Raw genomic sequence first — 25,792 nt, forward strand, 5'->3', positions numbered from 1 at the left:
AACGAGTGAAACCATGTTTGAACATTATAGTGTATTGAAAAAAGAAACCATTGAATATTTAGCTGTCGATCCGAAAGGGATTTACGTAGACTGCACCCTCGGTGGTGGAGGACATTCCGAAGCGATCGCATCTGTGCTTGAAAGCGGAGGACGGCTGATCAGTTTCGATCAGGATGAGATTGCACTGGCAGCCGCAAAAGAAAGACTGGAGCCGTACGGAGATCGGGTGACGTTCGTCCATGCGAACTTCCGACAGCTGGAAGAAAAACTGGAAGAATTGGGCATCCCTGAAGTGGACGGGATCATTTATGACCTCGGTGTCTCGAGCCCTCAGCTGGACGTGGAAGAGCGTGGTTTCAGTTATCACCAGGATGCACCGCTTGATATGCGGATGGACCAAAGCCGCCCGTTAAGCGCAAAAGAAGTCGTTAACGATTGGGCATATGAGGATCTGGTTCGTATTTTCTTCAAATATGGAGAAGAGAAATTCTCGAAGCAGATCGCCCGTAAAATTGAAGCGGCAAGGGAAGATAAACCGATCGAAACGACGGGAGAACTGGTGGAATTGATCAAGGATGGAATCCCTGCACCCGCAAGAAGAAAAGGCGGACACCCGGCTAAACGGATTTTCCAAGCCATTCGTATTGCGGTCAATGATGAATTAGGTGCCTTTCAGGACAGCCTTCATCAGGCAGCGCGTTCCGTAAGCGTCGGCGGCAGAATCGCTGTCATCACATTCCATTCTCTTGAAGACCGCTTGTGTAAGCAGGCATTCAAGAAGTGGAGTTCGAATCCGCCGCTTCCGAAAAATCTGCCAATGATACCGGAGGATAAACAGCCACCTTTCCATCTCGTCAGCCGAAAGCCTATTGTGGCGGAAGAGGAAGAGCTTGAAGAGAATCGCCGTTCCCGTTCAGCCAAACTAAGAATCGTCGAGAAAGTCAAACCTTGGAATAAGGATTTTGAATTCAATGAAGGGTGGAAGCAAACATGAGCGCGGAGCAAATAAGAAGACAAAGACAGCCTTTACATCAGCCTGATAAACAGAAGCAGGTGAAAGTAAAGGTACATAAAAAGAAGTGGATCAGTACAGGAGAGAAAGTGTTGTATTCCGTTTCCAGTGCCGTCGTCATCGCCGCCTCTGTATTCCTTGTTCAGTTCTCCTCCTCTACGGATTCTCTCAATAGAGACATCCGCAGTCTCGAGGAAAACATTTCGAAACAGGAATCGGTCAATGAGAATCTTGCCTATGAAGTCAAAGAATTAAGTAACCCGGACCGTATACTGGGTATTGCTAAAGAAAACGGGCTCGATATCCAAAACGCCAAAGTAAAACAGGCCGGAAAGGTTTCCGATGAGTGACTCTCACTCAGGTGATGCGTGATGAAGAATAAGAAAACCAATCGCAGCGCCGCCCTGCTTCTGTTGGCTTTTGGAGTCCTGTTCCTCGTCATCGCGGGTCGTTTCTTATATATTGAAACGGCTCCGAAAGTCGAAGGGGTGGACTTGAAGAAGTGGGCGGAGAACGTGCGGAAGACGACCTATGATATCGATGCAACACGAGGCAAGATTTACGATAAGAACGGGATGGTTCTTGCTTACGACCGTCCGACTTATCGGATCTATGCGATTCTGGATCCGGATTATTCCATAAATTCCGCGGAGCCGAACCATCTGCAGGATGTGGATGAAGCAGCGGAGAAGCTTGCTCCGATTCTTGAGATGGATGCGAGTGAAATTAAGGAGAAAATCGTAGACGGCCAGGAAAACGATCGGTTCCAAATCGAATTCGGTTCTAAGGGCCGTGATCTTTCACAGGCGAAAAAGGAAGAAATTGAGGATCTTGACATAAGTGGCATAAACTTTACAGAAGAAGCGAAGCGCTATTATCCAAACGGGATGTTCGCTTCTCATATCATCGGCTTTGCCCGGACATCGGAAGGGGAAATATCCGGTGTGACCGGCATCGAAAAGCAGATGGAGAAGTATTTGAAAGAGACGAAGGGCGAAATCAGTTACGAGCGGGATAAGTATGGGACGAAGCTGCTGAATCCGAATGAAGTGATGAAAGAACCGGAAAACGGGGACGAAGTCTACTTGACGATCGATCAGAAGATTCAGACATTCCTGGAAGATGCGATGTCGGAAGTGGATGAGCAGTACAACCCTAAGAAAATCATGGCGGCGGTAATGGACCCGAAAACGGGCGAAATCCTCGCGATGAGTAACCGACCGAGCTACAATCCGAACGCAATCGGAGATGTAGACAACTGGTATAACGACATGATTTCCAACCCGTTTGAACCCGGGTCGACCGTAAAGATGTTCACTTGGGCAAGTGCGATTGAAGCAGGCGTCTATAAAGGAAGTGACATGTTCAAGTCAGGGACGTACAAGGTGACGGAAGACTCGCCTGTCATCGGGGACCATAACAACCGGAACGGCTGGGGGTCCATAACGTATGATGAAGGCTTCCAGCGTTCATCCAACGTGGCGGCTTCCAAGCTTGCGTACGATGTGCTGGGACCGGAGAAACTTCGTAAATATTTCTCTGACTTTCACCTTGATAAGAAGACGGGGATCGACCTTCCGAATGAAAGCAACGGAAGAATCGTATTCGATCGTCCGATCGAGCAGATAACGACAGCCTTTGGACAGGGATCGACGTTCACGCCGATCCAACTGATGACGGCGGCGACGTCGATTGCCAATGATGGTCAGATGATGAAACCATACGTTCTTTCGAAAATCACCTCCAGTGAGGACGGCAAGGTCGTGAAAGAAAATAAACCGGAACAAATCGGAGCACCGATTTCCCCGGATACGGCGAAACAGATGAGAGATCTGCTCGGAACCGTCGTCACTTCCGAGCACGGCACGGGTCAGTCGTTCAAGCTGAATGACTATTCGTTAGCTGGAAAGACTGGTACGGCACAAATAAGTGAACCCGGCCAAGGCTATCTTACAGGCAGAAACAATTACGTTTTCTCCTTCATGGGAATGGCACCGAAAGAAGACCCGGAACTTCTTATGTATGTCGCTGTCCAGCAGCCGGACCTTGAACCGACGGAACTTGGATCGGAGCCGGTTTCCTATATCGTGAAGACGGTCATGGAGAACAGTCTGCATTATATGGATATCAAGCCGGATAAAGAAGTAGAAGAGCCTATGACCCCGCTCTCCCTGCCTGATGTCACAGACCAGCCGGCAGATGAAGCGGCCCGCAAACTGAAAGAGACTTTCGAAAATGTGGAAGTCATCGGCGATGGCAGTAAAGTGACAGCCGTTCTACCTGAACCCGGTACGAAAGTGGTAGAGAACCAAAAGATCATGATCGTCACGGATCAGCCGAAGATGCCTGACTTGACCGGTTATTCCATCAGGGATATCCAGCGTCTTGCGCGGCATTTCAAACTGAATATTGAAACAATGGGTAATGGATATGTTGAAAAACAAAGCATACCGGCAGGCTCACCAATAAAAGAAGGAGGCTATCTGGTGGTGGAACTTTCCCCTCCGGCCTCTGAGTAACACCATTCCAGGCAGTGTTCTAATCGTTTCTTGATTGCATATAGTGATACAAGCTGACTCTAACGACTTTTCAAAGGAGTTTAAGAGATGAGACGAGTATCGCAAGTAATCGTAAAGAAACGGTTAGTCACTGTTTTTCTTGTGGGAATGGTTATTTTTTTTGTCATTGCAGGGAGACTTGGATATGTACAGTTCTTCTTAAGTGATTTCCTGATCTCCAAAGCGGAAGAATCGTGGAGCAGGGATATTACGTTCGAGCCGGAGCGGGGAGAGATCCTCGATACGCATGGGGAAGTGCTTGTGGGGAATCAGTCCGCTCCGACGGTCATGGTTGTACCCAGACAGGTGAAGGATCCGGACAAGACTGCTAAAGATCTGGCTCAAATTCTGAATATGGATGTAGAGAAGGCGCTTGGTCACGTGACGAAGAAGACGTCAATCGAACGGATTCATCCGGAAGGCCGCAAGATATCGGAAAAGCAGGCGGAGGCCATTCAGTCCCTGCAGCTTCCGGGGGTTTATGTAGCAAAGGATTCGGAGCGTTATTATCCTCATGGTTCGTTTCTTTCGCACGTGCTTGGGTTCAGCGGCATCGATAACCAGGGGCTGCTCGGGCTGGAAGCTTATTATGATGAAGAACTGAAAGGGGAGAAGGGCGCGCTGTCCTTTTTCTCCGATGCGAAAGGGAAACGAATGCCGGATATGGCGGACATATACAGCCCGCCGGAGGATGGCAAGGATCTTCAGCTGACAATCGATTACAAAGTACAGTCCATCATCGAGAGGGAACTTGATATTGCACAGGCGAAATACAATCCGGATGGAGCCGTAGCGCTGGCGGTGGATCCGGATACCGGCAAAGTGCTTGGGATGGCGTCCCGTCCCAATTTCAACCCGGCGAATTATCAAGAGGTCAAACCGGAAGTATATAACCGGAATCTGCCTGTCTGGAGTACGTACGAGCCCGGATCGACCTTCAAGATCATTACGCTTGCTGCAGCGTTGGAAGAGGATCTCGTCGATTTGGATGACGAGCACTTCCATGATTCCGGATCAATCAATGTCGACGGCTCGACCCTGCACTGCTGGAAGAGCGGAGGCCACGGCGATCAGACGTTCCTCGAAGTGGTACAGAATTCCTGTAACCCGGGTTTTGTACAGCTGGGACAGCGTCTTGGCACAGAACGCTTGTTTGAATATATTCATCGTTTCGGCTTTGGTGAGAAGACCGGCATCGACCTCGAAGGAGAAGGAAAGGGAATCCTCTTTAAGGAAGAGAACGTCGGGCCGGTAGAGCAGGCTACGACAGCCTTCGGACAAGGGGTATCTGTCACACCGATTCAGCAGGCGATGGCAGTTGCGGCCGCAGTGAACGGCGGTTATTATTATGAACCGTATATTCAGGAAGCATGGCGTGATCCTGTCAGCGGCGACATCCTCGAGAAAAATGAACCGAATATGAAGGAGCGCGTCATTTCCGAGAAGACGTCTGCAGAAATCAGACGTGCCCTTGAGAGCGTCGTTGCACAAGGAACGGGGAGAGGGGCTTACGTTGAAGGATACCGCGTCGGAGGAAAAACGGGTACCGCCCAGAAGGTAGGTCCGGATGGCAGATATATGGAGAACAATCACATCGTTTCTTTTATCGGCTTTGCTCCTGCTGACGACCCAGAATTAGTCGTTTACCTTGCTATCGACAACCCGAAGGACACGGTTCAATTCGGCGGAGTCGTCGCTGCCCCGATTGTTGGCAGCATTATGGGCGACAGTCTGCGTGCGATGGGGGTCAAACCGAGGAAAGATGGCCTGGAAAAAGAATATGCGTGGCCGGAGGAACCACTCGTGGAAGTTCCTGATATCATCGGAATGGACGAAGAAGAACTGGGGCAGATGCTTTTGAATTTAGAAATTGAGGCAAGCGGCGACGGTAAGGAAGTCATCACGCAGTCACCGGAACCGGGTGTGAAAGTAGAGAGCGGTTCGAAGGTTCGTGTCTATATGGGGAATTGATTTTACGCTATAATAAAATTTGCATGCAGGTAGGGTGACGTGTATGAAAATGAGTGAGCTGCTACAGTTTCTTCCTTTCTATCAAACGACTCAGCCGGTTGCAGATATAGAGGTCAAGGGTTTGTCCATGGATTCGCGGACGACCTGTAAGGGCGATGTATTTATCGCTATCCGCGGGGTGGAGGCAGACGGACACCGTTACATAGCTTCAGCGGTTCAAAAGGGGGCCGCAGTGATCGTAGCGGAAGAAGTGACGGATACAGATGTGCCTGTCGTGCTCGTCAACGATACGTCACGGGCACTTGCTATGATGGCGTGTGCTTTCTATAAGACACCCTCTCATTTCCTTCCCGTTATCGGCATCACCGGTACCAACGGGAAGACGACGATCACGTACCTTCTTGAAGAGATGTTCCGGCTTCACAGACAGAGAACGGGGATTATCGGAACCATTCAGGTGAAGATAGGAGACAGAGTCTTCCCTGTAAAGAATACCACTCCGGATGCACTTACGCTCCAAAGGTATCTATCCGATATGCGTGCAGAAGGAGTAGATCAGGTAATCATGGAAGTATCCTCGCATGCACTGGATCAGGGGCGGGTGTACGGCTGTGATTTCGATATCGCTGTCTTTACAAACTTGACGATGGATCATCTTGATTATCACGACAATTTCGACGATTACCTTCGTGCTAAGTCCCTATTGTTCGCACAATTAGGAAATGGGTATAATAAGGGACGTGAGAAATTTGCCGTCATTAATAAAGATTCTCCATCTGCGATAAAATTCATCCGATCGACCTCACAGGCACTGCTCACATACGGCATCCACGAGCGGGCGGATGTCATGGCGAAGGATTATGTCCTGAAGGAGACGGGCACGCAGTTTCAGTTGATTACACCGATTGGAAACGTTAGGATCGACAGCCCTATGATGGGGATGTTCAGCATATACAATATGCTGGCGGCGGCAGGGGTAGCTGTGTTGTCTGGCATCCCTCTTGCGACCATTCAGCAGTCTCTCGGCAGCAGTAAGGGAGTGAAGGGCCGCTTTGAACCGATACGGGAGGGGCAGGATTTCGGCGTAGTCATTGATTATGCCCATACCCCGGATTCCCTTGAAAACGTGATTCAAACTCTGGATGGAATATGTCAGGGAAGAAAAATCGTCGTAGTCGGCTGCGGCGGGGATCGTGACAGAAGCAAGCGTCCCCTCATGGCCAGGCTTAGTGTGGATAACGCGGACCTTGTCTTTTTTACGAATGATAATCCGAGGACGGAGGAACCGGCACAGATTTTTCATGACATGACGATCGGTTTGAAGGGGAACTATACCATTATTGAAGACCGGAGAGAAGCCATAAAGCAAGCGTTGAAGCAGGCGAAGCAAGGCGACATCGTCCTGATTGCAGGTAAAGGTCATGAGACTTATCAGGAAATGGACGGTGTCCGCCATCCATTTGATGATGGAGAGACAGCAAAACAGATACTAAGAGAAATGAAGGAGCATCCAACATGATACTAGAAGTGGTAGAACTATCGAAACTGTATCCGAACAATAAAGGAGCGTCCAAAGACAGCATCCGTATTGAATCCGTCATGACCGATTCCCGTAAAGAAGCGAAGCAGAGCCTGTTCGTTCCTATCGTTGGCGAATCGTTCGATGCCCACCGATTCATTGGTGATGCGATCAAACACGGGGCTGTCGCAGCAGTGTGGCAGAAAGACGTAGAGGTTCCTGCCCTTGTACCGACGGATTTCCCGTTGTTCTTCGTGGACGATACGACCAAAGCGCTTCAGGATGTTGCAGACTACTATTTGAAGAAGGTGGACCCGGTCATCGTCGGTGTAACGGGATCAAATGGAAAAACGACTACGAAAGACCTGGTCGCAGCCGTGCTGTCGACCCGTTTCCGGACGCATAAAACGGCAGGCAACTTTAACAATCATATCGGGCTTCCGCTGACCATCCTCTCTATGGACCTGAGACGGAAGCATGCGTACTGGAGATGGGAATGGACCGGGCAGGGGAGATTTCCGTTTTATCCAATCTTGCAGAACCGGATCACGCCATCATTACGAACATCGGGGAGTCTCACATTGAAAACCTTGGATCGAGAGAAGCCATCGCAAAAGCGAAGCTGGAAATCACGGAGGGACTTTCCCGGACAGGATCGTTGATTTTGGACGGTGACGAACCGCTGCTTGAACACAAGAAGCAGGAGGAAGGAACAATCAGCTGCGGATTTGGTGATGACTGTGACTATCAAGCCGTAATTGAGTCGTCCTCCGATAATGACACGACGTTCCGTGTCGGTGCATCCACCTATACGCTGCCTATGGCCGGGAAACATAATGTGAAGAATGCCACATTTGTCATTGCCCTCGCCGAGCGTCTCGGGTTGACGAAAGAACAAATTCAAAATGGATTCGGCCGCATACAGATGTCTGCCATGCGTTTTGAAAAACATGAAGGTCCGGAAGGGTCTCTTATTATAAATGATGCGTACAATGCGTCCCCGACGTCTATGAAAGCCATCATTGAAGTTATTAAAGATTTGACATCAAAAACCCAAAAAGTGTTAGTATTAGGTGATATGTTTGAATTGGGAGATCAATCAGAGATGCTCCACCGGAGTGTGGCAGACGCCATCGATGAATCGATTTCAGCCGTATTCACCATCGGCGCCCACGCCAAACAGATCTCCGACGCCGCACGGGCGGAATATCCGGATATGGAAACTAAACACTTTGAAGAAAAGAAAGCGTTAAGTCATCATGTGCGTTCGTTACTGACTGCTGATACTGTAGTTCTTATTAAAGCTTCCCGTGGGATGAAACTCGAAGAGCTGCTGACGGATCTTGTAGACTGATCGACAGGCGATGATGATGCTTAAGGAGGAAACGTACTAATGAACGAATACATACTACTAATTACTATGGCAATTTCATTCGCTATCACCGTCGTGATTTCGCCGATGATCATACCATTTTAAGACGATTAAAATTCGGGCAGGCCATCAGAGACGAGGGGCCTGAATCCCACCAGAAGAAATCAGGAACACCGACGATGGGTGGAGTCATGATCATCGTTGCCGTTCTTGCAACAACGCTGATTGCAAGTGCGGTCTTCCATCCGGATTCCAATGGAGCGGAATTGTTCATCCTGCTATTCGTCCTTGTGGGGTACGGACTGCTCGGTTTCCTGGATGACTATATTAAAGTCGCTCTCAAGCGCAATCTCGGCCTTACTTCCAAGCAGAAGATGCTCGGCCAGATCATTATTGCTCTGGTCGTTTATTTCATTTTACGCAACTCCGGATTCCCTACCTATATCAGCATTCCTGGAACTTCCGTGGAATTTGATCTCGGCTGGGGTTACGCCATCTTAATTCTGTTCATGCTTGTCGGTGCCTCCAACGCCGTTAACTTAACGGATGGACTGGACGGATTGCTTGCGGGTACAGCAGCCATCGCTTTTGGAGCATTCGCCATCCTTGCCTGGACAGGAGATATGAATGTCGAAGTCACGCTCTTTTCTTTGGCGGTCGTAGGAGCCCTGCTTGGATTCCTTGTGTTTAATGCCCATCCGGCTAAAGTATTCATGGGAGATACCGGCTCGCTTGCCTTAGGTGGAGCCATCGCAATCATTGCCATTCTTACGAAAATGGAATTAATCCTTGTTATTATCGGTGGCGTATTCGTTTTAGAAACGTTGTCGGTTATTATTCAGGTCATCTCTTTCAAAACGACCGGCAAACGGGTCTTCCGCATGAGTCCGCTGCACCATCACTATGAACTGAAGGGATGGTCTGAATGGCGTGTAGTAACGACATTCTGGACAGTGGGGCTTTTATTTGCTGTTATTGGTATTTATATTGAGGTGATGTTCCGATGAAGACGTTGAAGCAATTTTCCTATACGCATGTATTAGTTTTAGGTTTAGCAAAGAGTGGAACAGCCGCGGCCCGCTTGTTGTTGGACAGCGGTGTGCAGGTACGGGTTAACGATTTGAAGGCAGATCCGGAGAGTTCGGAAGTCCGTGCATTAATTGAAGCAGGAGCAGAAGTGATTACTGGAGGGCATCCACTGTCCGTTCTGGATGGTGTTGATTACCTGATCAAGAATCCGGGAATCCCTTATGAAAATCCGATTGTTTCAGAAGCGGTGGAGAGAGGGATGCCGGTTGTAACAGAAGTGGAGCTCGCCGGATTGCTGCACGAAGGACCGCTCGTAGCAGTCACAGGATCCAACGGGAAGACGACGACTACGACGCTGATTCATGAAATGATTAAAGCAGACGAGCAGAAGGTCGCCCTAGCCGGCAACATCGGACACGTATCCTGTGAAGTAGCGCGTTCCACAGAAGCCGATGAAACGATGGTGACCGAACTTTCTTCTTTCCAGCTGCTTGGAACAGAAGAATTCCGTCCGGATATCGCTGTCTGGCTTAATTTGTATGAAGCGCATCTCGATTACCACCATACGCTTCACAATTATCATGAAGCGAAAGCGAGGATCACCAGGAACCAGACGGAAGCGGATACCCTCGTTTACAATGCCGATGATGAAAGGATTCAAGCCTTCCTTTCACAGACGAAAGCGAAGCTCGTGCCGTTTTCACTGAAAGAAAAAGGGAAGGGAGCCTGGGTGGATGACACGCATCTGTACTTTGAAGAAGAAGCGGTCATAGAGCTTTCGGAAATCGTGCTCGTCGGGGAACAGAACCTGCAGAATATATTAGCCGCCGTCGCCTGCGTGAAAGTTAACGGTATTCGGAACCAGGCCATCATCGATGTTCTCCGTACATTCGCAGGCGTCCCGCATCGGCTGCAGTTCGTCACAAAGAAAGAGAACCGATTGTTTTATAATGATTCGAAGGCGACCAACATCCTTGCGACTTCCTATGCGTTGAAGTCCTTCCAACAACCTGTCATCCTTCTCGCCGGAGGGCTGGACCGCGGGAACAGCTTCGACTCACTTCTGCCTTACCTCGGGGGAGTGAAGGCGATGATCGTGTTCGGCGAGACGGCAGAGCTGCTCATGAAGACGGCTGAAGATGCCGGGATTGAATCGGTTGGGAAGGTAGATACGATGGAAGAAGCCGTCCATGAAGCTTACCGGCAGTCTGAAGCAGAAGATGTAATTTTGCTGTCTCCGGCATGTGCCAGCTGGGATCAGTACCGCACATTCGAAGAAAGAGGCGACATGTTTATAGAAGCGGTGCATAAGCTCTAATAAGGGCTTATGCGACAAGCTTTAGCCCTGTTTTCCACTAAGATGGGAGGTAGGGCTTTTTTGTATGGAAGAACAAAAGAAGCCGGATTTATGGCTGATAGTCTCGATCCTCGGTATATTGACGATTGGTATCATCATGGTGTACAGCTCTTCGAGTATATGGTCGGAATATAAGTTTGACGACCCCTGGTTCTTTGCGAAGCGGCAGATTCTTTTTGCGGCAGCCGGCCTCATAGCCATGACAGTACTGTCGCGGATTCCTTATTATGTCTGGCACAGACACGCGAAAGTTATCCTGGTCATCTGTCTCATATTCCTTATCGCCGTCCTTATTCCCGGAGTAGGGATGGTGCGCGGCGGCGCCCGGAGCTGGATTGGTGTCGGGATGTTCAGTATCCAGCCCTCCGAATTCATGAAGCTCGGTTTGATCTTATTCCTGGCCCGTTTTTTATCCGAGCGTCAGAAGAAGATGGCCTCCTTTCAAGAAGGCTTTCTTCCGAGTCTTGCCCTCATTCTCGTTCCGTTTGCTTTGATCATGCTCCAGCCGGATCTAGGGACAGGTGTCGTCATGGTCGGGACATGCCTTGTTATGCTGTTCACAGCTGGTGCAAGAGTCAGCCACTTCATGTGGATTGCCGCAGCCGGTGCGGCTGGCATGATCGGGTTGATTGCTTCTGCCCCTTATCGGATTAAACGGATCACCGCGTTTCTTCATCCTTGGGAAGACCCGCTTGGTGCTGGGTTTCAAATCATTCAATCATTGTATGCCATTGGACCGGGCGGACTTCTCGGCTTAGGGCTTGGTAACAGTATGCAGAAATTTTTCTATCTGCCGGAGCCTCAGACGGATTTCATTTTTGCTGTGCTTGCAGAAGAGCTTGGTTTTCTCGGTGGACTGCTTGTTCTCAGCCTGTTCTTCATTCTGCTGTGGAGGGGGATTCGGACAAGCTTATATGCACCGGATCTGTTCGGATCGCTGCTTGCTCTTGGTATCGTTGGAATGATAGCCATTCAGGTCATGATCAATGTGAGTGTAGTAACCGGCCTGATTCCCGTTACCGGCATCACCCTCCCTCTGGTAAGCTATGGAGGTTCGTCCCTTACGCTGACCCTTGCAGCTCTCGGCCTGCTGCTCAGTGTAAGCCGCTACTCGGCAAAATAACCTGGTCTTTGTAAAGCAACAGGTGAAATTCCAAATAGGATTCTCCTTGAGTGTTCCCGACCCCTAGCACTGCCTGATGGCAGTGCTTTTTCATTTTTGTACAGGTAACAGCATCCCGTTGCTCCGCTCCCCGGTCATTTACGGAACGAAAGCCCTGTGTACCAAGGTCTACGTCCATTCATGAATTCACGGATAAACGGCACTTCCATCCCGGCTGTCGGATAGGAGAGCCTCGGATCATAACTTTCCGACCGTTTCGAACGAACCAAAAAACAAACCGTAATAGAGCCATATTTTTCTTCTGTAAACTATAATTAGGCTTTAATGTAAGCTTTTTTACATAATCCTTTAATTTTTCGTTTAGAGTTTTTTGTATATGGGTAAACCATTTTAGCGAATGGACGCCGGATCTCCCGATTCGGCTGTTTTTTTGTATGAAATTTGCTAGCAAACTAGTAAAACTCTCTCAATCTCGTGCACCGTTTTTGTGATATAATGGCAATGGATAGGTGTATTGAACATCGACACATATCAAGGAATATCATTCTTTCCGACAGCTAGATAGAGCATCGAAAGGGTGTCTGGGAGTAAGGAGAAATGCCCGTTATGGAAGAGAGAAAAGTGGTTTCCATAGAAGATCGCATACCAAAACTGAAGCAGACGAGGCGAAAGAAAGCCAATCGTCGATTGATTGTGTATTTGACTATTCTATTTTTGCTGATTGCGACGGTCATCTATCTCCAGTCGCCGCTCAGCAACGTTCGAAATATCGTCGTGGAAGGCAATGATCATGTGCCTGAAGAGAAGATTATGGAGCTTGCGAAGCTGAGTACAAACACGAATTACTGGAAAGTGAACGACAAAGAAGCAGAGAAGAATATTGAAAGTCATAAACAAGTCACGTCGGCGACGGTGGACCGCCGTTTCCCGAATACTGTCCATATTGACGTGACAGAGGCAGAGCGTATCGGATATGTTCAGCAGGATGGAAAGTATTACGCGATTTTGGAAAATGGGACGAGGCTTGACGGTTCCGACGCTTATCCTGGTGGGGATGCACCGATTCTGGCCGGATTCACAAAAGAAACGTATTTGAAAGAGATGTCCCAGGAATTGAAGGAGCTTCCGTCCAGTGTGTCCAGTCTGATTTCCGAAATACACTGGGAACCGGAGGAAGGGAATCCTTACCAGATCCGTCTTTACATGAATGACGGTTTCCAGGTTCAGGCTTCCATCCGTAATTTCTCTGATAAGATGCCTGCTTATCCTTCCATCGTTTCTCAATTGGAGGACGGCGCAGAAGGTGTCATACATATCGGAGTCGGCGCCTATTTCGAGGAATTCTCATCCTCTGACAAAGAGGAAGGCCCGGAGGAGGAAGAGACACAGACAGGAGAGACAGCACCTGAAGAGCCTGCGATTCCGGATGAAGTCGCTCCTGAACCGGAGGAAGCAGATGGCGGGGAAGGTGAGTCTGAAAGCGCTCCGGGGTCGGAACAATCTGACCAAGCTTCCACAATACAATAAGTTCTTCCGAAGAGAGTAGGGGAGGGGTTGAACCCGCGTCGCTGCGGTGTTTTCATTCCCCGCCCTTCAAGTCCATACCGCGTATATCTGTCCTTAACATCACGGCTGTGTGGACGGGGGGGGATTCCTTCTCGGCGGACGGTCTGCTGCACAGGCTGCTTTTGTCCAGAAATTACTAATGAAAAGATGAAAAAAATCAGCGTATTTAAAAGGAAATTAACGAAAGTCTGTGGAAAACAACTATATAGTACCAGTTTGCCACTAGGATAAAGGAAATGCATAAACCATTCGAATATATCAATTCATTTACGTTTATATTGCAGCGATTGTTTTTTGAACGTGAATTCGATATGCTTTGAACTACTTATATGGCTTGTTACAGGAGGTGCGTCACTGGTGAATCAGAATGAAATTTTAGTTAGTTTAGATATAGGTACAAGTCGGATTAAAGTGATAATTGGAGAAGTGATGAACGACAGCCTCAATATTATCGGGGTTGGCACAGCAAAATCGAACGGAATGAAGAAAGGCGCTATCGTGGATATCGACCAAACGGTCCATTCGATTCGTTCTGCCGTAGAGCAGGCGGAGCGGATGGTGGACATGAAGATCGACCGCGTCGTCGTCGGGGTAAACGGTAATCATATACAACTGCAGTCCTGTCATGGCGTAGTAGCCGTTTCAAGCGAAACTCGTGAAATCGGTAACGAAGATATCGCCCGTGTGATCGATGCTGCACAAGTCGTCTCCATTCCGCCGGAAAGGGAGATCATAGATGTCATACCACGACAGTTTATCGTGGATGGACAGGATGAAATTACAGACCCAAGAGGGATGATCGGTGTTCGTTTGGAAATGGAAGGAATGATCATTACCTGCGCGAAAACCGTTTTACATAATACATTGAAATGTGTGGAACGAGCAGGACTGGAAGTGTTGGATGTTTGTCTGCAGCCGCTCGCTTCCGGCACTGTCTCCTTATCCGGGGATGAAACAAACCTCGGTGTCGCTCTGATCGATGTTGGAGGCGGTTCTACTACAGTTTCCGTATTTGAGGAAGGGCATTTGAAGGGCACGGGCATGATCCCGTTCGGCGGAGATAATGTAACGAAGGATTTATCCATCGGCCTGCGTACTTCTACAGAGGAAGCGGAACAGGTTAAAATGAACCACGGTCACGCCTTTTTCGACGATGCTAATGAAGAAGAAAACTTTTCTGTCACAATAATTGGAAGTAATCGTCAACAAGCATTCAATCAACTGCAAATCTCTGATATGATTGAAGCTAGAATGGAAGAAATTTTCGTGTTCGCTGCGCAGGAGATTCAGAAGATGGGTGTGCGTGAGCTGCCCGGCGGTTTCGTGCTGACGGGTGGAACGATGAATATGCCCGGTGTGCTTGAACTGGCCCAGGACGTGTTCCATGCCAATGTAAGGCTTGCCATCCCGGATTATATAGGTGTTCGAGAACCGCAGTTCACCAGCGGCGTAGGCATCTTGCAATTCGCCTATCGTAATGCGAAAATACAAGGGAAAGAGATTTTCCCTTCCGTATCGGAAGACTTCCATGAAGAATCGCAGCAGCCGAAGAAACAGAAGCGATCAACGGCTAAACAACAGCAGAAAGAAGAAACAAAGAAACCAGAGAAGAAAAAAGAGTCAGGCTTCAGCAATCTATTGAAGTATTTCTTTGATTAACCCACAAGTTTGAGTCGGTCGATGGACAGACGAACCAATAAATCTTGTAATCTCGTGTATTAGGAGGAACGGAAGATGTTAGATTTTGATACAAGCATGGACCAACTGGCAACCATTAAAGTAATCGGGGTAGGCGGCGGCGGTAGCAACGCCGTCAACCGTATGATCGAGCACGGTGTCCAAGGTGTCGAATTCATTGCGGTGAATACGGACGCCCAGGCACTGAACTTATCTAAAGCAGAAGTCAAAATGCAGATCGGCGGTAAATTAACGCGTGGTCTTGGTGCGGGTGCGAACCCGGAAGTAGGCCGTAAAGCAGCAGAAGAAAGCAAAGAGCAGCTCGAGGAAGCCCTTCAAGGAGCAGACATGGTGTTCGTTACTGCCGGAATGGGTGGAGGTACCGGAACAGGTGCTGCACCGGTTATCGCCCAGGTGGCTAAAGAACTTGGTGCTTTGACTGTAGGTGTCGTGACACGTCCGTTCACATTTGAAGGACGTAAGCGTTCTACACAAGCTACAGGCGGAATTGAAGGATTGAAAGGCGCAGTCGATACACTGATCGTCATTCCTAACGACCGCCTTCTTGAAATCGTTGATAAAAATACTCCGATGCTTGAAGCGTTCCGCGAAGCGGATAACGTCCTTCGTCAAGGTGTCCAAGGTATTTCCGACCTGATTGCCGTTCCTGGATTAATTAACGTCGACTTTGCAGACGTGAAGACCATCATGGTCGATAAAGGATCTGCATTGATGGGAATCGGTATAGCAACAGGAGAAAGCAGAGCAGCGGAAGCAGCGAAGAAAGCGATCTCCTCCCCGTTGCTTGAAACATCGATTGATGGCGCACACGGTGTCCTTATGAACATCAGTGGAGGCGCTAACTTAAGCCTCTATGAGGTACAGGAAGCGGCAGATATCGTAACATCCGCAGCAGATCAGGAAGTAAACGTCATCTTCGGTTCCGTTATCAATGAGAACTTGAAAGATGAAATCGTTGTGACCGTGATCGCTACTGGATTTGACGAGTCCCAACTTGCACAGGGACAGCAGAAAAAACGCCCTCAGGCAAACCCGGCAAGCCAGCCTAAACAAGTGGAGCAGCAGCCGGAGCGACAGAGCGTTCGTGAAGAACAGCCACGTCGTCATACACCACAGCCCCAGCAGAAACCGAATCAGGAAGAAGACACGCTGGATATTCCGACATTCTTGCGTAACCGCAACCGCCGTCGATAAACCAGTTTTCGAAAAACCGCCTTTTCAGGCGGTTTTTTTTTGTTCTGAAAACCCGATTTCAAGGGAACTTTCCTATTCTACGGATTCATCCAGCCAAGTTTATGAAATAATATTCATCTTACGAAAAGCCGTCTGTTTTCCGCGTTTTCCGCGTTCCTAAGGCTATATTCCCTTAACCTTCTCCCTTAATACATTTGCTTTCTCTTTTATTTTCCTTCGTCGACTCTTTCGTATTAGAAGCAGCAGGAGTATGATTTCACCCTTCTACAAAACTTGCTAAATACAGGTTCAGATTCTGACAGACTTTTCATAAGGACGGCCTTATACTTTTTAGTAACAGCAGACAGAGAAGGAGGGGAGAGGGAATCATATACCTAGATGCTGTTTGGTTGCTCAATTTATTGATGGACGGGATGATTCTTTCGCTTACACAGGGGGTAACGCGGTCAAAGTCATCCAGGCTACGGATGGTAACAGGCGCCTTTGTTGCATCGACCATCGTCCCTATCACGATCTACATGCCGGATTCGTGGATGGTCAGCAGTATGGGTAAACTTGTTTTTTCTCTGCTTATCATTTGGGTAACCTTTACATTCACCTCTCTCCGCGCATTTTTCGTCCAGTGGATCAGTTTTTATTTCATTACGTTTGCGATCGGTGGAAGCATGATGGGGGTACACTATTTCCTGGCTTCAGAAGTGAATGTGCTGCACGGAGCGGTCGTGACGTTTCGCGGTGGTTACGGCGACCCGGTCAGTTGGCTGTTTGTCGTCCTGGGATTTCCGGTCTCTTATTTTTTTACAAAATGGCGTTTGAACCAAGTCAGTGTCCACCGGATGAAGCTCGAAGATATTTACGACGTGACGGTGGAGTGGCAGGGGCGGCAGGCAGTTTGTAAAGGGCTCGTCGACAGTGGAAATCAGCTCACCGATCCGCTCAGCGGAAAAATTGTATTTTTAGCAGATCAGCACCTGTGGGGGCAGTTTTTTTCAAAAGAAGAATTGGATCGTTTGGATGTGGACAAGGTGACGGTTACGATGGAGGACTTGGCGGAAGAGACACAGGCTGCGATCCGGCTCGTTCCATTCAGGGCAGCCGGGTCTCAAAGCGGCCTGCTGTTGACACTGGTTGTCGAGCGGATCATTGTCCATACGGATGCGGGGGATTTAGAAATGAAGCATCCGCTGCTCGGCGTCCAGCAGAAGGATTTGACCCATGATCGTCTTTATCACATGCTTATTCACCCGCACATGATGGTAAAAGGTAAATCTGCATGATCCAGGAGGGGGATTCGATGTTCAAATGGTTCTTTAAGGCGAGGCTGTGGTACTACCGTCTGCTTATGAAGCTTGGTATCAAGCAGGATGAAATTTACTATATCGGAGGAAGCGAAGCGCTGCCTCCGCCACTGTCGAGAGAAGAAGAGAAAGAACTGCTCGAGCTGCTTCCAAAAGGAGACAAAGCGGCAAGGGCGATGTTGATCGAAAGGAACTTGAGGCTCGTCGTTTACATTGCCAGAAAGTTTGAAAACACAGGATTGAACATAGAAGATTTAATCAGTATCGGGACGATCGGGCTCATCAAAGCCGTCAATACGTTCGATCCCGAGAAAAAAATCAAGCTTGCCACCTATGCTTCCCGCTGTATAGAAAATGAGATTCTTATGCACTTGAGGAAGAGCAATAAATTAAAAACAGAGGTATCTTTCGATGAGCCGTTGAACGTCGATTGGGATGGCAATGAGCTGCTGCTGTCGGATATCCTCGGTACGGAAGAGGACATCATTACAAAAGGGATCGAGAAGAAAATTGATAAGAAATTGTTGAAATCGGCATTGGAGCAGTTGAACGACCGGGAAAAACAAATTATGGAGCTCAGGTTCGGTCTTATCGGTAAGAAGGAAAAGACGCAGAAGGACGTAGCGGACATGATGGGCATTTCCCAGTCCTATATATCAAGGCTCGAAAAGAAAATCATCCGCAGGCTTCAGAGAGAATTCGATAAAATGGTATAAGGGCATCGTGCATAAATTTTCCTCCCAGGGAGATACTTAGAACTGATTACAGTCACAGCTTCTTGGGAGGGTCTTACATTGACACGACATAAAGTAGAAATATGCGGCGTAGATACATCGAAACTTCCAGTACTGAAGAACACGGAAATGAAAGACCTGTTCAAACGGCTGCAAAGCGGGGAAACCGAAGCTAGGGAACAGCTGGTAAATGGAAACCTCCGTCTCGTATTGTCCGTCATCCAGCGTTTTAACAACCGTGGGGAATATGGGGACGATTTGTTTCAGGTCGGTTGTATTGGTCTAATGAAATCGATTGATAATTTTGACCTGAGTCATAATGTTAAATTCTCCACGTATGCGGTTCCAATGATCATCGGGGAGATCCGCCGATACCTTCGGGACAATAATCCGATTCGTGTATCTCGTTCCCTGCGGGATACGGCATACAAAGCACTGCAGATGCGCGAGAAGATGATTGGTGAAACGAATAAAGATCCGGCTCCTCATGAAATTGCCGAACGCATGGGTGTTCCGAAAGAAGATGTCGTTTTCGCGATGGATGCGATTCAGGATCCCGTTTCCCTCTTTGAGCCGATTTACAATGACGGTGGAGATCCTATCTTCGTGGTTGATCAATTGAAAGACGACCGCGAGAAGGATTCCGTCTGGCTTGATGAATTATCTCTCAGGGAAGGCATGAAGAAGTTGAATGACCGTGAGAAAATGATTTTGACGAAGCGGTTCTTTCAAGGGAAGACACAGATGGAGGTCGCTGATGAGATCGGCATCTCCCAGGCACAGGTTTCCCGTCTGGAAAAGGCGGCGATTAAAGAAATGAATGCTTCGATGTTTCAATGATGATCCAGCGCTCCGCCGATCCGGCGGGGCTTTTTTTTATGCATGGCTCTTTTTCTATTCCTGTTTCTTTCTGCATATAGTGTAAGAGAGGAGGGGAATACATGAAAATCACGGAACTGCAGATGAAAGACGTCATTGCCATGGAAACAGGAGAGCGTCTTGGATATATAAGCGACTTGGATATTGATACACAGCGGGGCCGTCTTAAAGGGCTTGTGCTCACGTTGAAAGGGAAAGCAATGGGGCTGTTCGGGAAGGAGGAAGAGCTTGTCATACCTTGGGATCAGATCGTCAATATCGGTGCGGATGTCATTTTAGTGAAAAAGTCCGCCTACAAGGGCATCCCTACGTCCCAAAAGGCAGAATCAGAGGAATAAAACAAGAAATAAGCGGAATTATGTGTTAAAATGAAGAGAAATTGAGGTGTTGAAAATATGGAACCCTTCAAACGGAAATCAGAGAAGCAGCTGGCTTGTTTGGAAAACTTCCCGGAACTTGTAGCGGGAATTTCCACAAGAAGCGGCGGCTGCAGTCAAAATCCTTATCACACATTGAACATGGGGCTCCATGTCGAAGATGAAGCGGAAACCGTTGTGAAAAATAGACAAAGGCTTGCGGAGGAGCTTGCATTTCCTCTGGAAAGCTGGGTCATCGGCGAGCAGATACACGGGACGAAGATTCACGTCGTACAGAGGAGTGACCGCGGAAAGGGTGCGGCTTCCCATGCGACGGCTGTGGCCGGCGTAGATGGGCTGATCACGAAAGAGCGGGGCATACTTCTTGCGGCTTTCTTCGCGGATTGTGTTCCCCTTTACTTTTACGATCCGGAAACCGCATGGATCGGTATCGCTCATGCCGGGTGGAAAGGGACTGTAAAAGAAATGGCGGGGAAGATGCTTGACGCTCTTCTGGAGCAGGGATGCCGCAAAGAGGATATCCGTGTCATCATCGGACCGTCCATCGGGATGGAGCGCTACGAAGTCGATGATAAAGTAGCGGATGCTGTTCCTGACGCTCACAAAAAAGCGTGTTTGATCGAGCAGGAGGCGGGGAAATATCTTCTTGACTTGAAATCGCTTCATGCCCATATGCTGATCAAGAAAGGTATCCCGTTGGAACATCTGCATGTATCGGGATATTGTACATACGAGGAAGAGGCGGTCTTTTATTCCCATCGGCGCGACCATGGAAAAACGGGACGCATGCTCGGGTTCATCGGGCTCCCGGAATGATAAGAGAAGAAGGAGTTTTGGAATGACGGTCGAAGAAAACCTGGCAACTATCGAACAGAATATAAGACAAGCCTGTGGCAACTGCGGAAGAGCCATGGAGGAAATCACTTTGATCGCTGTTACGAAATATGTCACGATCGAGCGGGCCAGAGAAGCAGTCGCAGCAGGCGTGACCAATCTTGGTGAAAATCGTAAAGAGGGCTTGCTGGAGAAATACGATGAAATTGGCGATGATGCTTCCTGGCACTTTATCGGTTCCCTCCAGACCAGGAAAGTGAAAGATATCATTGATAAAGTTTCAGTCATCCACTCCCTGGATCGCAAATCATTAGCCAAAGAAATCCATAAACGCGCAGACAAGCCTGTTCCGTGCTTCGTCCAGGTGAACATAAGTGAAGAAGAGAGTAAACACGGCTTGCAGGCACAGGAAGTCCCTGCATTTATCGAAGCGATCAAGGAATATTCGAATGTCCGTGTCGTAGGCCTTATGACAATGGCCCCGCATACGGACGATGAAGAGAGACTGAGGGGTGTGTTCCGTCAGTTAAGAGCTTTAAGAGACAGAATTAGAGACAAAGGGTACGCCCATGCTCCATGTGAACACTTATCGATGGGGATGAGCAACGACTACGCCTTAGCTGTCGAAGAAGGTGCGACACACGTCCGGATTGGGACAAGCCTTGTCGGTGAATAAAAAAATCAGAGGTGATAACAATGAGTATGAAGAATAAATTTCGTTCTTTTTTCACATTGGATGATGAATATGAATATATCGAAGAAGAAGTAGAGGATGAGGTGGAAGAGGAGCAAACGTACAACCAGCGCTCCCAGAAGAAACAGGATACTGGTAACGTTGTATCCTTGAAGAGTGCGAAAGGCTCATCCAAAATGGTTTTGAGTGAGCCCAGCAGCTACAACGAAGCCCAGAACATCGCCGATCAACTCGTCAGCCGCCGTGCGGTCGTTATTAATCTTCAGCGCGTCGATCATATGCAGGCGAAGAGAATTGTGGATTTTTTGAGCGGCACCGTTTATGCTATAGGTGGAGATATTCAGAAACTCGGTTCACAGACGTTTCTGTGTACGCCGGATAACGTGGAGATTTCCGGATCCATTTCGGAAATGCTTTCACAGGAAGATGACGACATTAACAGAAGGTGGTAGGCCATGGCGTTTTTGTTTAATATTATTGGAACGGTCATACAACTATATAGTTGGGTTTTAATCATTTATATCCTTCTTACCTGGTTTCCTGGAGCAAGGGAATCCAGCTTCGGAGAAATATTGGGAAGACTTGCGGAACCTTTCCTGGAACCGTTCCGAAGAATTATCCCGCCGCTTGGAATGATTGACATTTCGCCGATTGTGGCGATCCTGGTCCTTCGTTTTGCCGGGCAGGGATTGAATCAACTGTATTTCATGCTTTCAGGACTTTAAAACAAGGAACAGGTCATAGAGCCCGTGCTCTTTATCTGTTCCTTTTCGTAATTATGGAGGTTGGAAGATTTGGAGATCTATCAACATTTTCGCAAAGAGGAACAACCATTCATCGACCAGGTGACGGCGATGCGGGAGGAAGTCGCCATGAAGTACCAGCGGAAGCTGACAGACTTTCTCGATCCTAGGCAGCAGATGATCGTGAAGACGATTCTCGGCAACGATCCCGACCTTATCTACGGCATGGAAGGCGGCGGTGCGTCGAATGAACGGAAACGGGCGATTCTTGCGCCGGATTATGAAATACTTGCACCGGAGGACTATCAGCTCGTTCTTTTGGAGGCGTCGTACCCGGATAAGTTCGTCACTCTGGAGCACAGGGATGTCCTCGGTGCTTTTATGTCTCTGGGCATCCGTCGCGAGAAGCTTGGTGATTTGATTGTCCGGGACGGCAAAATCCAGATCATCGCGGCGTCAGAAATCAGCGAATACATTAAAATGAACCTGACCGGCGTTAAACGCTCAAACGTCCAATTCGAAGAAAAACCGTTTTCTGCATTGCTGGAGAGCGATGAGGAATGGGCGGAAAGGGAGTCTACGGTCTCCTCACTCCGGCTTGACGTCCTCGTCAAAGAGATCTACGGTATGTCCCGTAAAAAAGCAGGTCTGTTTATTGATTCCGGTCAAGTGAAAGTGAACTACCGGGTCGTGGAAGATCCCGCCTTTTCTCTGGAAGAAGGAGACATGCTTTCCCTTAGAGGAAAAGGGAGAAGCAGGCTGCTTCAAGTGCTCGGCCAGACGAAAAAAGAGAAATACAAGGTGAAGACAGCTAAATTAAATGGAACGAATCCTTCGAAATAGCAGGATTTGGCCGTTCCATGTCGAAATGGAATACGTACATGGATTTGATATAGGAGGTGGATGGTGTGCCTTTAACACCACTGGATATTCATAATAAAGAATTTACGAAGGGTTTTCGCGGCTACGACGAAGATGAAGTAAATGAGTTCCTGGATCAGGTGATCAAGGACTACGAAATCGTCATACGTCAAAAGAAAGAGCTTGAGCGCGAGGTCACGCAGCTGAATGAGCGTCTCAGCCATTTCAATACAATTGAAACAACGCTCAACAAGTCGATCCTGGTAGCACAGGAGACGGCCGAGGAAGTAAGAAACAACGCAAATAAAGAATCGAAGCTGATTGTAAAAGAAGCAGAGAAGAATGCCGATCGTATCATCAATGAGGCTCTTGAGAAATCCCGCCGCCTTTCCATTGAAGTGGAAGAAATGAAGAAGCAGGCAAAAGTGTTCAAGACACGCTTGCGTATGCTGGTGGAAGCCCAGATTGATATGATTGAAAACGATGATTGGAACCACATCTTCCAGACGGAAATCGATGATGAAACGGATGTGGAAGAAGAAGAAAAGGCGTACAGCCCGCAGGCGTAAGGGACGTACATAAGGATAAAGCAATTCTTTCATTATAGGTTTTTAATTCAGATCAACGGATGTACCTGTGTATAGAAGATGCCGCCCTCTAATTGGACGGCATCTTTTCTATGGGCAGGTCGATTTTATGGTACAATAGCCTAGGAATATGTTTGATGGAGGACGCTTATGTATGTGTATTATTTGATTATCATTGCATTGATTGCGCTTGATCAATGGACCAAATGGCTCGTCGTGACTAAAATGAATCTCGGCGAGAGCATTACGATTATAGAAGATTTCTTCTACCTGACCTCGCACCGAAACCAGGGAGCCGCATGGGGGATTCTGCAGGGGCAGATGTGGTTCTTCTATATCATCACGGTTCTTGTGATTGCTTTTGTCGTTTATTACCTGCATCAATATGGCAGAAAAAGCCGTTTTGTCGGTGTCGCGCTAGCATTTATTCTTGCCGGTGCCGTCGGGAACTTCATTGACCGCGTGTTCCGTAAAGAAGTCGTTGATTTCGCGAACACGTACATTTTCACGTACAATTTTCCGATATTTAATATCGCCGATTCGTCCCTCGTCATAGGAGTGATCCTTATCATGATCGCTACATTCGTCGACGAGCGGAGAAAGAAAGGAAGTTTGAACTCTTGAGTGAACAGTATATCGTAACAGAGAATGATCAATCATCACGCATCGATAAACTCTTGGCAGAACTGATTGAAGACGCCTCCCGTTCCCAGATCCAGGGGTGGCTGAAAGACGGCGTCGTCAAAGTTGACGATCAGCCGGTGAAGAGCAATTATAAAGTACAGGAAGGTAATGTCATCACATGGTATATCCCGGAGCCGGAGCCGATGGATATCCTTCCGGAAGATATTCCGCTTGATGTTGTCTACGAAGATGAAGATGTGATTGTGGTCAACAAACCATCCGGTATGGTGATCCACCCGTCTGCGGGGCACTATTCCGGTACACTCGTTAATGCTCTTCTGCATCATTGTGATGACTTGTCAGGCATCAACGGTGTCGAGCGCCCGGGTATCGTCCACAGGATCGATAAAGATACAAGCGGCCTGCTGATGGTAGCTAAAAATGATGTGGCACACCAATCATTGGCACGCCAGCTGTCTGAGAAAACGGTGGAGCGTAAATATGTGGCTATCGTTCATGGAGACATCACACACGAATACGGTACCATTGATGCCCCGATCGGTCGGGATACGAGGGACCGCCAGCGGATGGCCGTCGTCGATAACGGTCGCGATGCCGTCACCCATTTTCGTGTGCTGCAGCACTTTGAAGACTATACGTTGGTAGAGTGCCGTCTGGAAACCGGACGTACCCACCAGATTCGTGTACACATGCGCTATATCAGCCATCCGCTTGCCGGAGATCCGAAGTACGGCCCGCGCAAAACGCTCGATTTGGACGGACAGGCTCTTCATGCCAAATTGCTTGGTTTTGAGCATCCTCGCACCGGGGAATGGAAGCAGTTCGAAGTGGAACCGCCGGAGGAATTCAAGGAAGCTCTTCGTTATTTGGAGACAAGAGAAGGATAATTGTCGAATCCCTTCTTGACAAATAAGCCGTGCTTTGACATAATCGGATATAGAAATTAACAGACCTTTAAAAGACAGTCCCGTGAGGCTGAGAAGGAAAACGGTAAGAATGCACGATTCGTGTATTCAAAAAGCCACTTTTCTGCCCTCATGCGGAAAAGTGGCTTTTTTGTTGAAGGAGAGAGCGTGCATGAAAGCGAAAGCGACGGTCCTTGATGACGCGGCCATCCGCCGTGCATTGACGAGGATTTCCCACGAGATCATCGAAAAGAACAAAGGGATAGAAGATTTGGTCCTTGTAGGAATCAAGACCCGCGGGGTGCCGATTGCCCAGCGCCTGAAACATAAGATCCAGGAGATAGAAGGGGCGGAACTTCCGGACGGGGAGCTTGATATCACGCTGTACCGGGATGACCTGACTCCGGAAACGGATGCTCCGGAACCGCAGCTGAAGGAAACGAACATCAAGGCTGATATCGACGGAAAGAAAGTGATCCTCGTCGATGACGTCCTCTATACAGGTCGGACGGTGCGTGCCGCAATGGACGCCCTCATTGACCATGGCCGACCAAGCCAAATCCAGTTGGCCGTCCTCGTGGATCGAGGACACAGGGAGCTTCCGATCCGTGCCGATTACGTCGGAAAGAACGTTCCCACTTCCCTTGAGGAAGTTATAACTGTTACTTTATCCGAAACGGATGAAGCAGATGAAGTGAGAATTTATGAAAAATGAAACAGATAATCCGGTCCTTTAAAGGAAGTCCCGTGAGGCTTCAAAGGTTCGTATCGATGAGCGTGTATCGTTGTACACGTCTACCTCTTTGCGTACCTAGGGACGCAAAGGGGTTTTTTTT

At 48.4% G+C, this 25,792-nt stretch carries 24 protein-coding genes and 2 pseudogenes; all 26 read left to right on the forward strand.

What is annotated here, in order from left to right; genetic code table 11:
• Window positions 1-13: 13 nt before the first annotated feature.
• On the forward strand, window positions 14-994 hold the full coding sequence (gene rsmH / locus D479_RS16355) for a 16S rRNA (cytosine(1402)-N(4))-methyltransferase RsmH (RefSeq protein ID WP_008639172.1): 981 nt from the start codon (window positions 14-16) through the stop codon (window positions 992-994).
• Window positions 991-1,362, forward strand: a complete 372-nt coding sequence (gene ftsL / locus D479_RS16360) for a cell division protein FtsL (protein WP_008639173.1) — start codon at window positions 991-993, stop codon at window positions 1,360-1,362. The genes rsmH and ftsL overlap by 4 nt, the downstream gene beginning before the upstream one ends.
• A 21-nt stretch (window positions 1,363-1,383) precedes the next feature.
• Window positions 1,384-3,531, forward strand: coding sequence for a penicillin-binding protein (locus D479_RS16365; RefSeq protein WP_008639174.1), 2,148 nt, complete (start codon window positions 1,384-1,386; stop codon window positions 3,529-3,531).
• An 87-nt stretch (window positions 3,532-3,618) separates the two neighbouring features.
• Window positions 3,619-5,541 carry a stage V sporulation protein D gene (locus D479_RS16370; RefSeq protein WP_008639175.1) on the forward strand — a complete coding sequence of 641 codons (1,923 nt, stop codon included), beginning with the start codon at window positions 3,619-3,621 and terminating at the stop codon, window positions 5,539-5,541.
• A 43-nt stretch (window positions 5,542-5,584) separates the two neighbouring features.
• A complete protein-coding gene (locus D479_RS16375) occupies window positions 5,585-7,060 on the forward strand; it encodes a UDP-N-acetylmuramoyl-L-alanyl-D-glutamate--2,6-diaminopimelate ligase (protein WP_008639177.1) in 1,476 nt (491 codons plus the stop codon).
• An 80-nt stretch (window positions 7,061-7,140) separates the two neighbouring features.
• Window positions 7,141-7,871, forward strand: a pseudogene (gene murF / locus D479_RS21075) (UDP-N-acetylmuramoyl-tripeptide--D-alanyl-D-alanine ligase); the annotation flags it as partial.
• Between the two features lie 123 nt (window positions 7,872-7,994).
• Window positions 7,995-8,414 (forward strand): cyanophycin synthetase, encoded by a 420-nt coding sequence (locus D479_RS21080; RefSeq protein ID WP_241210941.1) that lies wholly within the window; start codon window positions 7,995-7,997, stop codon window positions 8,412-8,414.
• Window positions 8,415-8,453: 39 nt separating this feature from the next.
• Window positions 8,454-9,439, forward strand: a pseudogene (gene mraY, locus D479_RS16385) (phospho-N-acetylmuramoyl-pentapeptide-transferase).
• Window positions 9,436-10,779: a UDP-N-acetylmuramoyl-L-alanine--D-glutamate ligase gene (murD, locus tag D479_RS16390; protein ID WP_008639185.1), complete on the forward strand. Its 1,344-nt coding sequence runs from the start codon at window positions 9,436-9,438 to the stop codon at window positions 10,777-10,779. The pseudogene mraY and the gene murD overlap by 4 nt, the downstream one beginning before the upstream one ends.
• A gap of 64 nt (window positions 10,780-10,843) precedes the next feature.
• Window positions 10,844-11,941, forward strand: a complete 1,098-nt coding sequence (gene spoVE / locus D479_RS16395; RefSeq protein ID WP_008639186.1) for a stage V sporulation protein E — start codon at window positions 10,844-10,846, stop codon at window positions 11,939-11,941.
• Between the two features lie 606 nt (window positions 11,942-12,547).
• The gene (locus D479_RS16400) at window positions 12,548-13,468 is read left to right on the forward strand and encodes a cell division protein FtsQ/DivIB (protein ID WP_008639187.1); all 921 of its coding nucleotides are present in this window, start codon (window positions 12,548-12,550) and stop codon (window positions 13,466-13,468) included.
• Window positions 13,469-13,864: 396 nt separating this feature from the next.
• Window positions 13,865-15,166, forward strand: coding sequence for a cell division protein FtsA (gene ftsA, locus D479_RS16405; RefSeq protein WP_008639188.1), 1,302 nt, complete (start codon window positions 13,865-13,867; stop codon window positions 15,164-15,166).
• A gap of 75 nt (window positions 15,167-15,241) precedes the next feature.
• Window positions 15,242-16,399: a cell division protein FtsZ gene (gene ftsZ / locus D479_RS16410; RefSeq protein WP_008639189.1), complete on the forward strand. Its 1,158-nt coding sequence runs from the start codon at window positions 15,242-15,244 to the stop codon at window positions 16,397-16,399.
• 368 nt (window positions 16,400-16,767) lie between these two features.
• Window positions 16,768-17,676 (forward strand): sigma-E processing peptidase SpoIIGA, encoded by a 909-nt coding sequence (spoIIGA, locus tag D479_RS16415; protein WP_255358517.1) that lies wholly within the window; start codon window positions 16,768-16,770, stop codon window positions 17,674-17,676.
• A gap of 17 nt (window positions 17,677-17,693) precedes the next feature.
• On the forward strand, window positions 17,694-18,413 hold the full coding sequence (gene sigE / locus D479_RS16420) for an RNA polymerase sporulation sigma factor SigE (protein ID WP_008639191.1): 720 nt from the start codon (window positions 17,694-17,696) through the stop codon (window positions 18,411-18,413).
• Window positions 18,414-18,491: 78 nt separating this feature from the next.
• Window positions 18,492-19,271 carry an RNA polymerase sporulation sigma factor SigG gene (sigG, locus tag D479_RS16425; RefSeq protein ID WP_008639193.1) on the forward strand — a complete coding sequence of 260 codons (780 nt, stop codon included), beginning with the start codon at window positions 18,492-18,494 and terminating at the stop codon, window positions 19,269-19,271.
• Window positions 19,272-19,372: 101 nt separating this feature from the next.
• Window positions 19,373-19,648, forward strand: coding sequence for a YlmC/YmxH family sporulation protein (locus D479_RS16430; protein ID WP_008639194.1), 276 nt, complete (start codon window positions 19,373-19,375; stop codon window positions 19,646-19,648).
• A gap of 57 nt (window positions 19,649-19,705) precedes the next feature.
• Window positions 19,706-20,503, forward strand: a complete 798-nt coding sequence (gene pgeF / locus D479_RS16435; RefSeq protein ID WP_008639195.1) for a peptidoglycan editing factor PgeF — start codon at window positions 19,706-19,708, stop codon at window positions 20,501-20,503.
• Window positions 20,504-20,525: 22 nt separating this feature from the next.
• Window positions 20,526-21,197 (forward strand): YggS family pyridoxal phosphate-dependent enzyme, encoded by a 672-nt coding sequence (locus tag D479_RS16440; RefSeq protein ID WP_008639196.1) that lies wholly within the window; start codon window positions 20,526-20,528, stop codon window positions 21,195-21,197.
• Window positions 21,198-21,217: 20 nt separating this feature from the next.
• Window positions 21,218-21,667, forward strand: a complete 450-nt coding sequence (locus D479_RS16445) for a cell division protein SepF (protein ID WP_026577508.1) — start codon at window positions 21,218-21,220, stop codon at window positions 21,665-21,667.
• A 3-nt stretch (window positions 21,668-21,670) separates the two neighbouring features.
• Window positions 21,671-21,940 (forward strand): YggT family protein, encoded by a 270-nt coding sequence (locus tag D479_RS16450; RefSeq protein ID WP_008639198.1) that lies wholly within the window; start codon window positions 21,671-21,673, stop codon window positions 21,938-21,940.
• 69 nt (window positions 21,941-22,009) lie between these two features.
• The gene (locus tag D479_RS16455) at window positions 22,010-22,801 is read left to right on the forward strand and encodes an RNA-binding protein (RefSeq protein ID WP_008639199.1); all 792 of its coding nucleotides are present in this window, start codon (window positions 22,010-22,012) and stop codon (window positions 22,799-22,801) included.
• Window positions 22,802-22,866: 65 nt separating this feature from the next.
• Window positions 22,867-23,388, forward strand: coding sequence for a DivIVA domain-containing protein (locus D479_RS16460; protein WP_008639201.1), 522 nt, complete (start codon window positions 22,867-22,869; stop codon window positions 23,386-23,388).
• 168 nt (window positions 23,389-23,556) lie between these two features.
• Window positions 23,557-24,030 (forward strand): signal peptidase II, encoded by a 474-nt coding sequence (lspA, locus tag D479_RS16465; protein WP_008639203.1) that lies wholly within the window; start codon window positions 23,557-23,559, stop codon window positions 24,028-24,030.
• Window positions 24,027-24,938 (forward strand): RluA family pseudouridine synthase, encoded by a 912-nt coding sequence (locus D479_RS16470; RefSeq protein WP_008639205.1) that lies wholly within the window; start codon window positions 24,027-24,029, stop codon window positions 24,936-24,938. The genes lspA and D479_RS16470 overlap by 4 nt, the downstream gene beginning before the upstream one ends.
• A 190-nt stretch (window positions 24,939-25,128) precedes the next feature.
• On the forward strand, window positions 25,129-25,671 hold the full coding sequence (gene pyrR / locus D479_RS16475; RefSeq protein ID WP_008639207.1) for a bifunctional pyr operon transcriptional regulator/uracil phosphoribosyltransferase PyrR: 543 nt from the start codon (window positions 25,129-25,131) through the stop codon (window positions 25,669-25,671).
• Window positions 25,672-25,792 lie beyond the last annotated feature (121 nt).

The sequence above is a fragment of the Halobacillus sp. BAB-2008 genome (assembly GCF_000328325.1).
Lineage (GTDB): Bacteria > Bacillota > Bacilli > Bacillales > Halobacillaceae > Halobacillus.

Bases quoted from the DNA above. Each gene is read 5' to 3' on its own strand.
- rsmH (WP_008639172.1), top strand. From the start codon at position 14: ATGTTTGAACATTATAGTGTATTGAAAAAAGAAACCATTGAATATTTA.
- ftsL (WP_008639173.1), top strand. From the start codon at position 991: ATGAGCGCGGAGCAAATAAGAAGACAAAGACAGCCTTTACATCAGCCT.
- D479_RS16365 (WP_008639174.1), top strand. From the start codon at position 1,384: ATGAAGAATAAGAAAACCAATCGCAGCGCCGCCCTGCTTCTGTTGGCT.
- D479_RS16370 (WP_008639175.1), top strand. From the start codon at position 3,619: ATGAGACGAGTATCGCAAGTAATCGTAAAGAAACGGTTAGTCACTGTT.
- D479_RS16375 (WP_008639177.1), top strand. From the start codon at position 5,585: ATGAAAATGAGTGAGCTGCTACAGTTTCTTCCTTTCTATCAAACGACT.
- D479_RS21080 (WP_241210941.1), top strand. From the start codon at position 7,995: ATGCGTTTTGAAAAACATGAAGGTCCGGAAGGGTCTCTTATTATAAAT.
- murD (WP_008639185.1), top strand. From the start codon at position 9,436: ATGAAGACGTTGAAGCAATTTTCCTATACGCATGTATTAGTTTTAGGT.
- spoVE (WP_008639186.1), top strand. From the start codon at position 10,844: ATGGAAGAACAAAAGAAGCCGGATTTATGGCTGATAGTCTCGATCCTC.
- D479_RS16400 (WP_008639187.1), top strand. From the start codon at position 12,548: ATGGAAGAGAGAAAAGTGGTTTCCATAGAAGATCGCATACCAAAACTG.
- ftsZ (WP_008639189.1), top strand. From the start codon at position 15,242: ATGTTAGATTTTGATACAAGCATGGACCAACTGGCAACCATTAAAGTA.
- sigE (WP_008639191.1), top strand. From the start codon at position 17,694: ATGTTCAAATGGTTCTTTAAGGCGAGGCTGTGGTACTACCGTCTGCTT.
- D479_RS16430 (WP_008639194.1), top strand. From the start codon at position 19,373: ATGAAAATCACGGAACTGCAGATGAAAGACGTCATTGCCATGGAAACA.
- pgeF (WP_008639195.1), top strand. From the start codon at position 19,706: ATGGAACCCTTCAAACGGAAATCAGAGAAGCAGCTGGCTTGTTTGGAA.
- D479_RS16440 (WP_008639196.1), top strand. From the start codon at position 20,526: ATGACGGTCGAAGAAAACCTGGCAACTATCGAACAGAATATAAGACAA.
- D479_RS16445 (WP_026577508.1), top strand. From the start codon at position 21,218: ATGAGTATGAAGAATAAATTTCGTTCTTTTTTCACATTGGATGATGAA.
- D479_RS16450 (WP_008639198.1), top strand. From the start codon at position 21,671: ATGGCGTTTTTGTTTAATATTATTGGAACGGTCATACAACTATATAGT.
- lspA (WP_008639203.1), top strand. From the start codon at position 23,557: ATGTATGTGTATTATTTGATTATCATTGCATTGATTGCGCTTGATCAA.
- pyrR (WP_008639207.1), top strand. From the start codon at position 25,129: ATGAAAGCGAAAGCGACGGTCCTTGATGACGCGGCCATCCGCCGTGCA.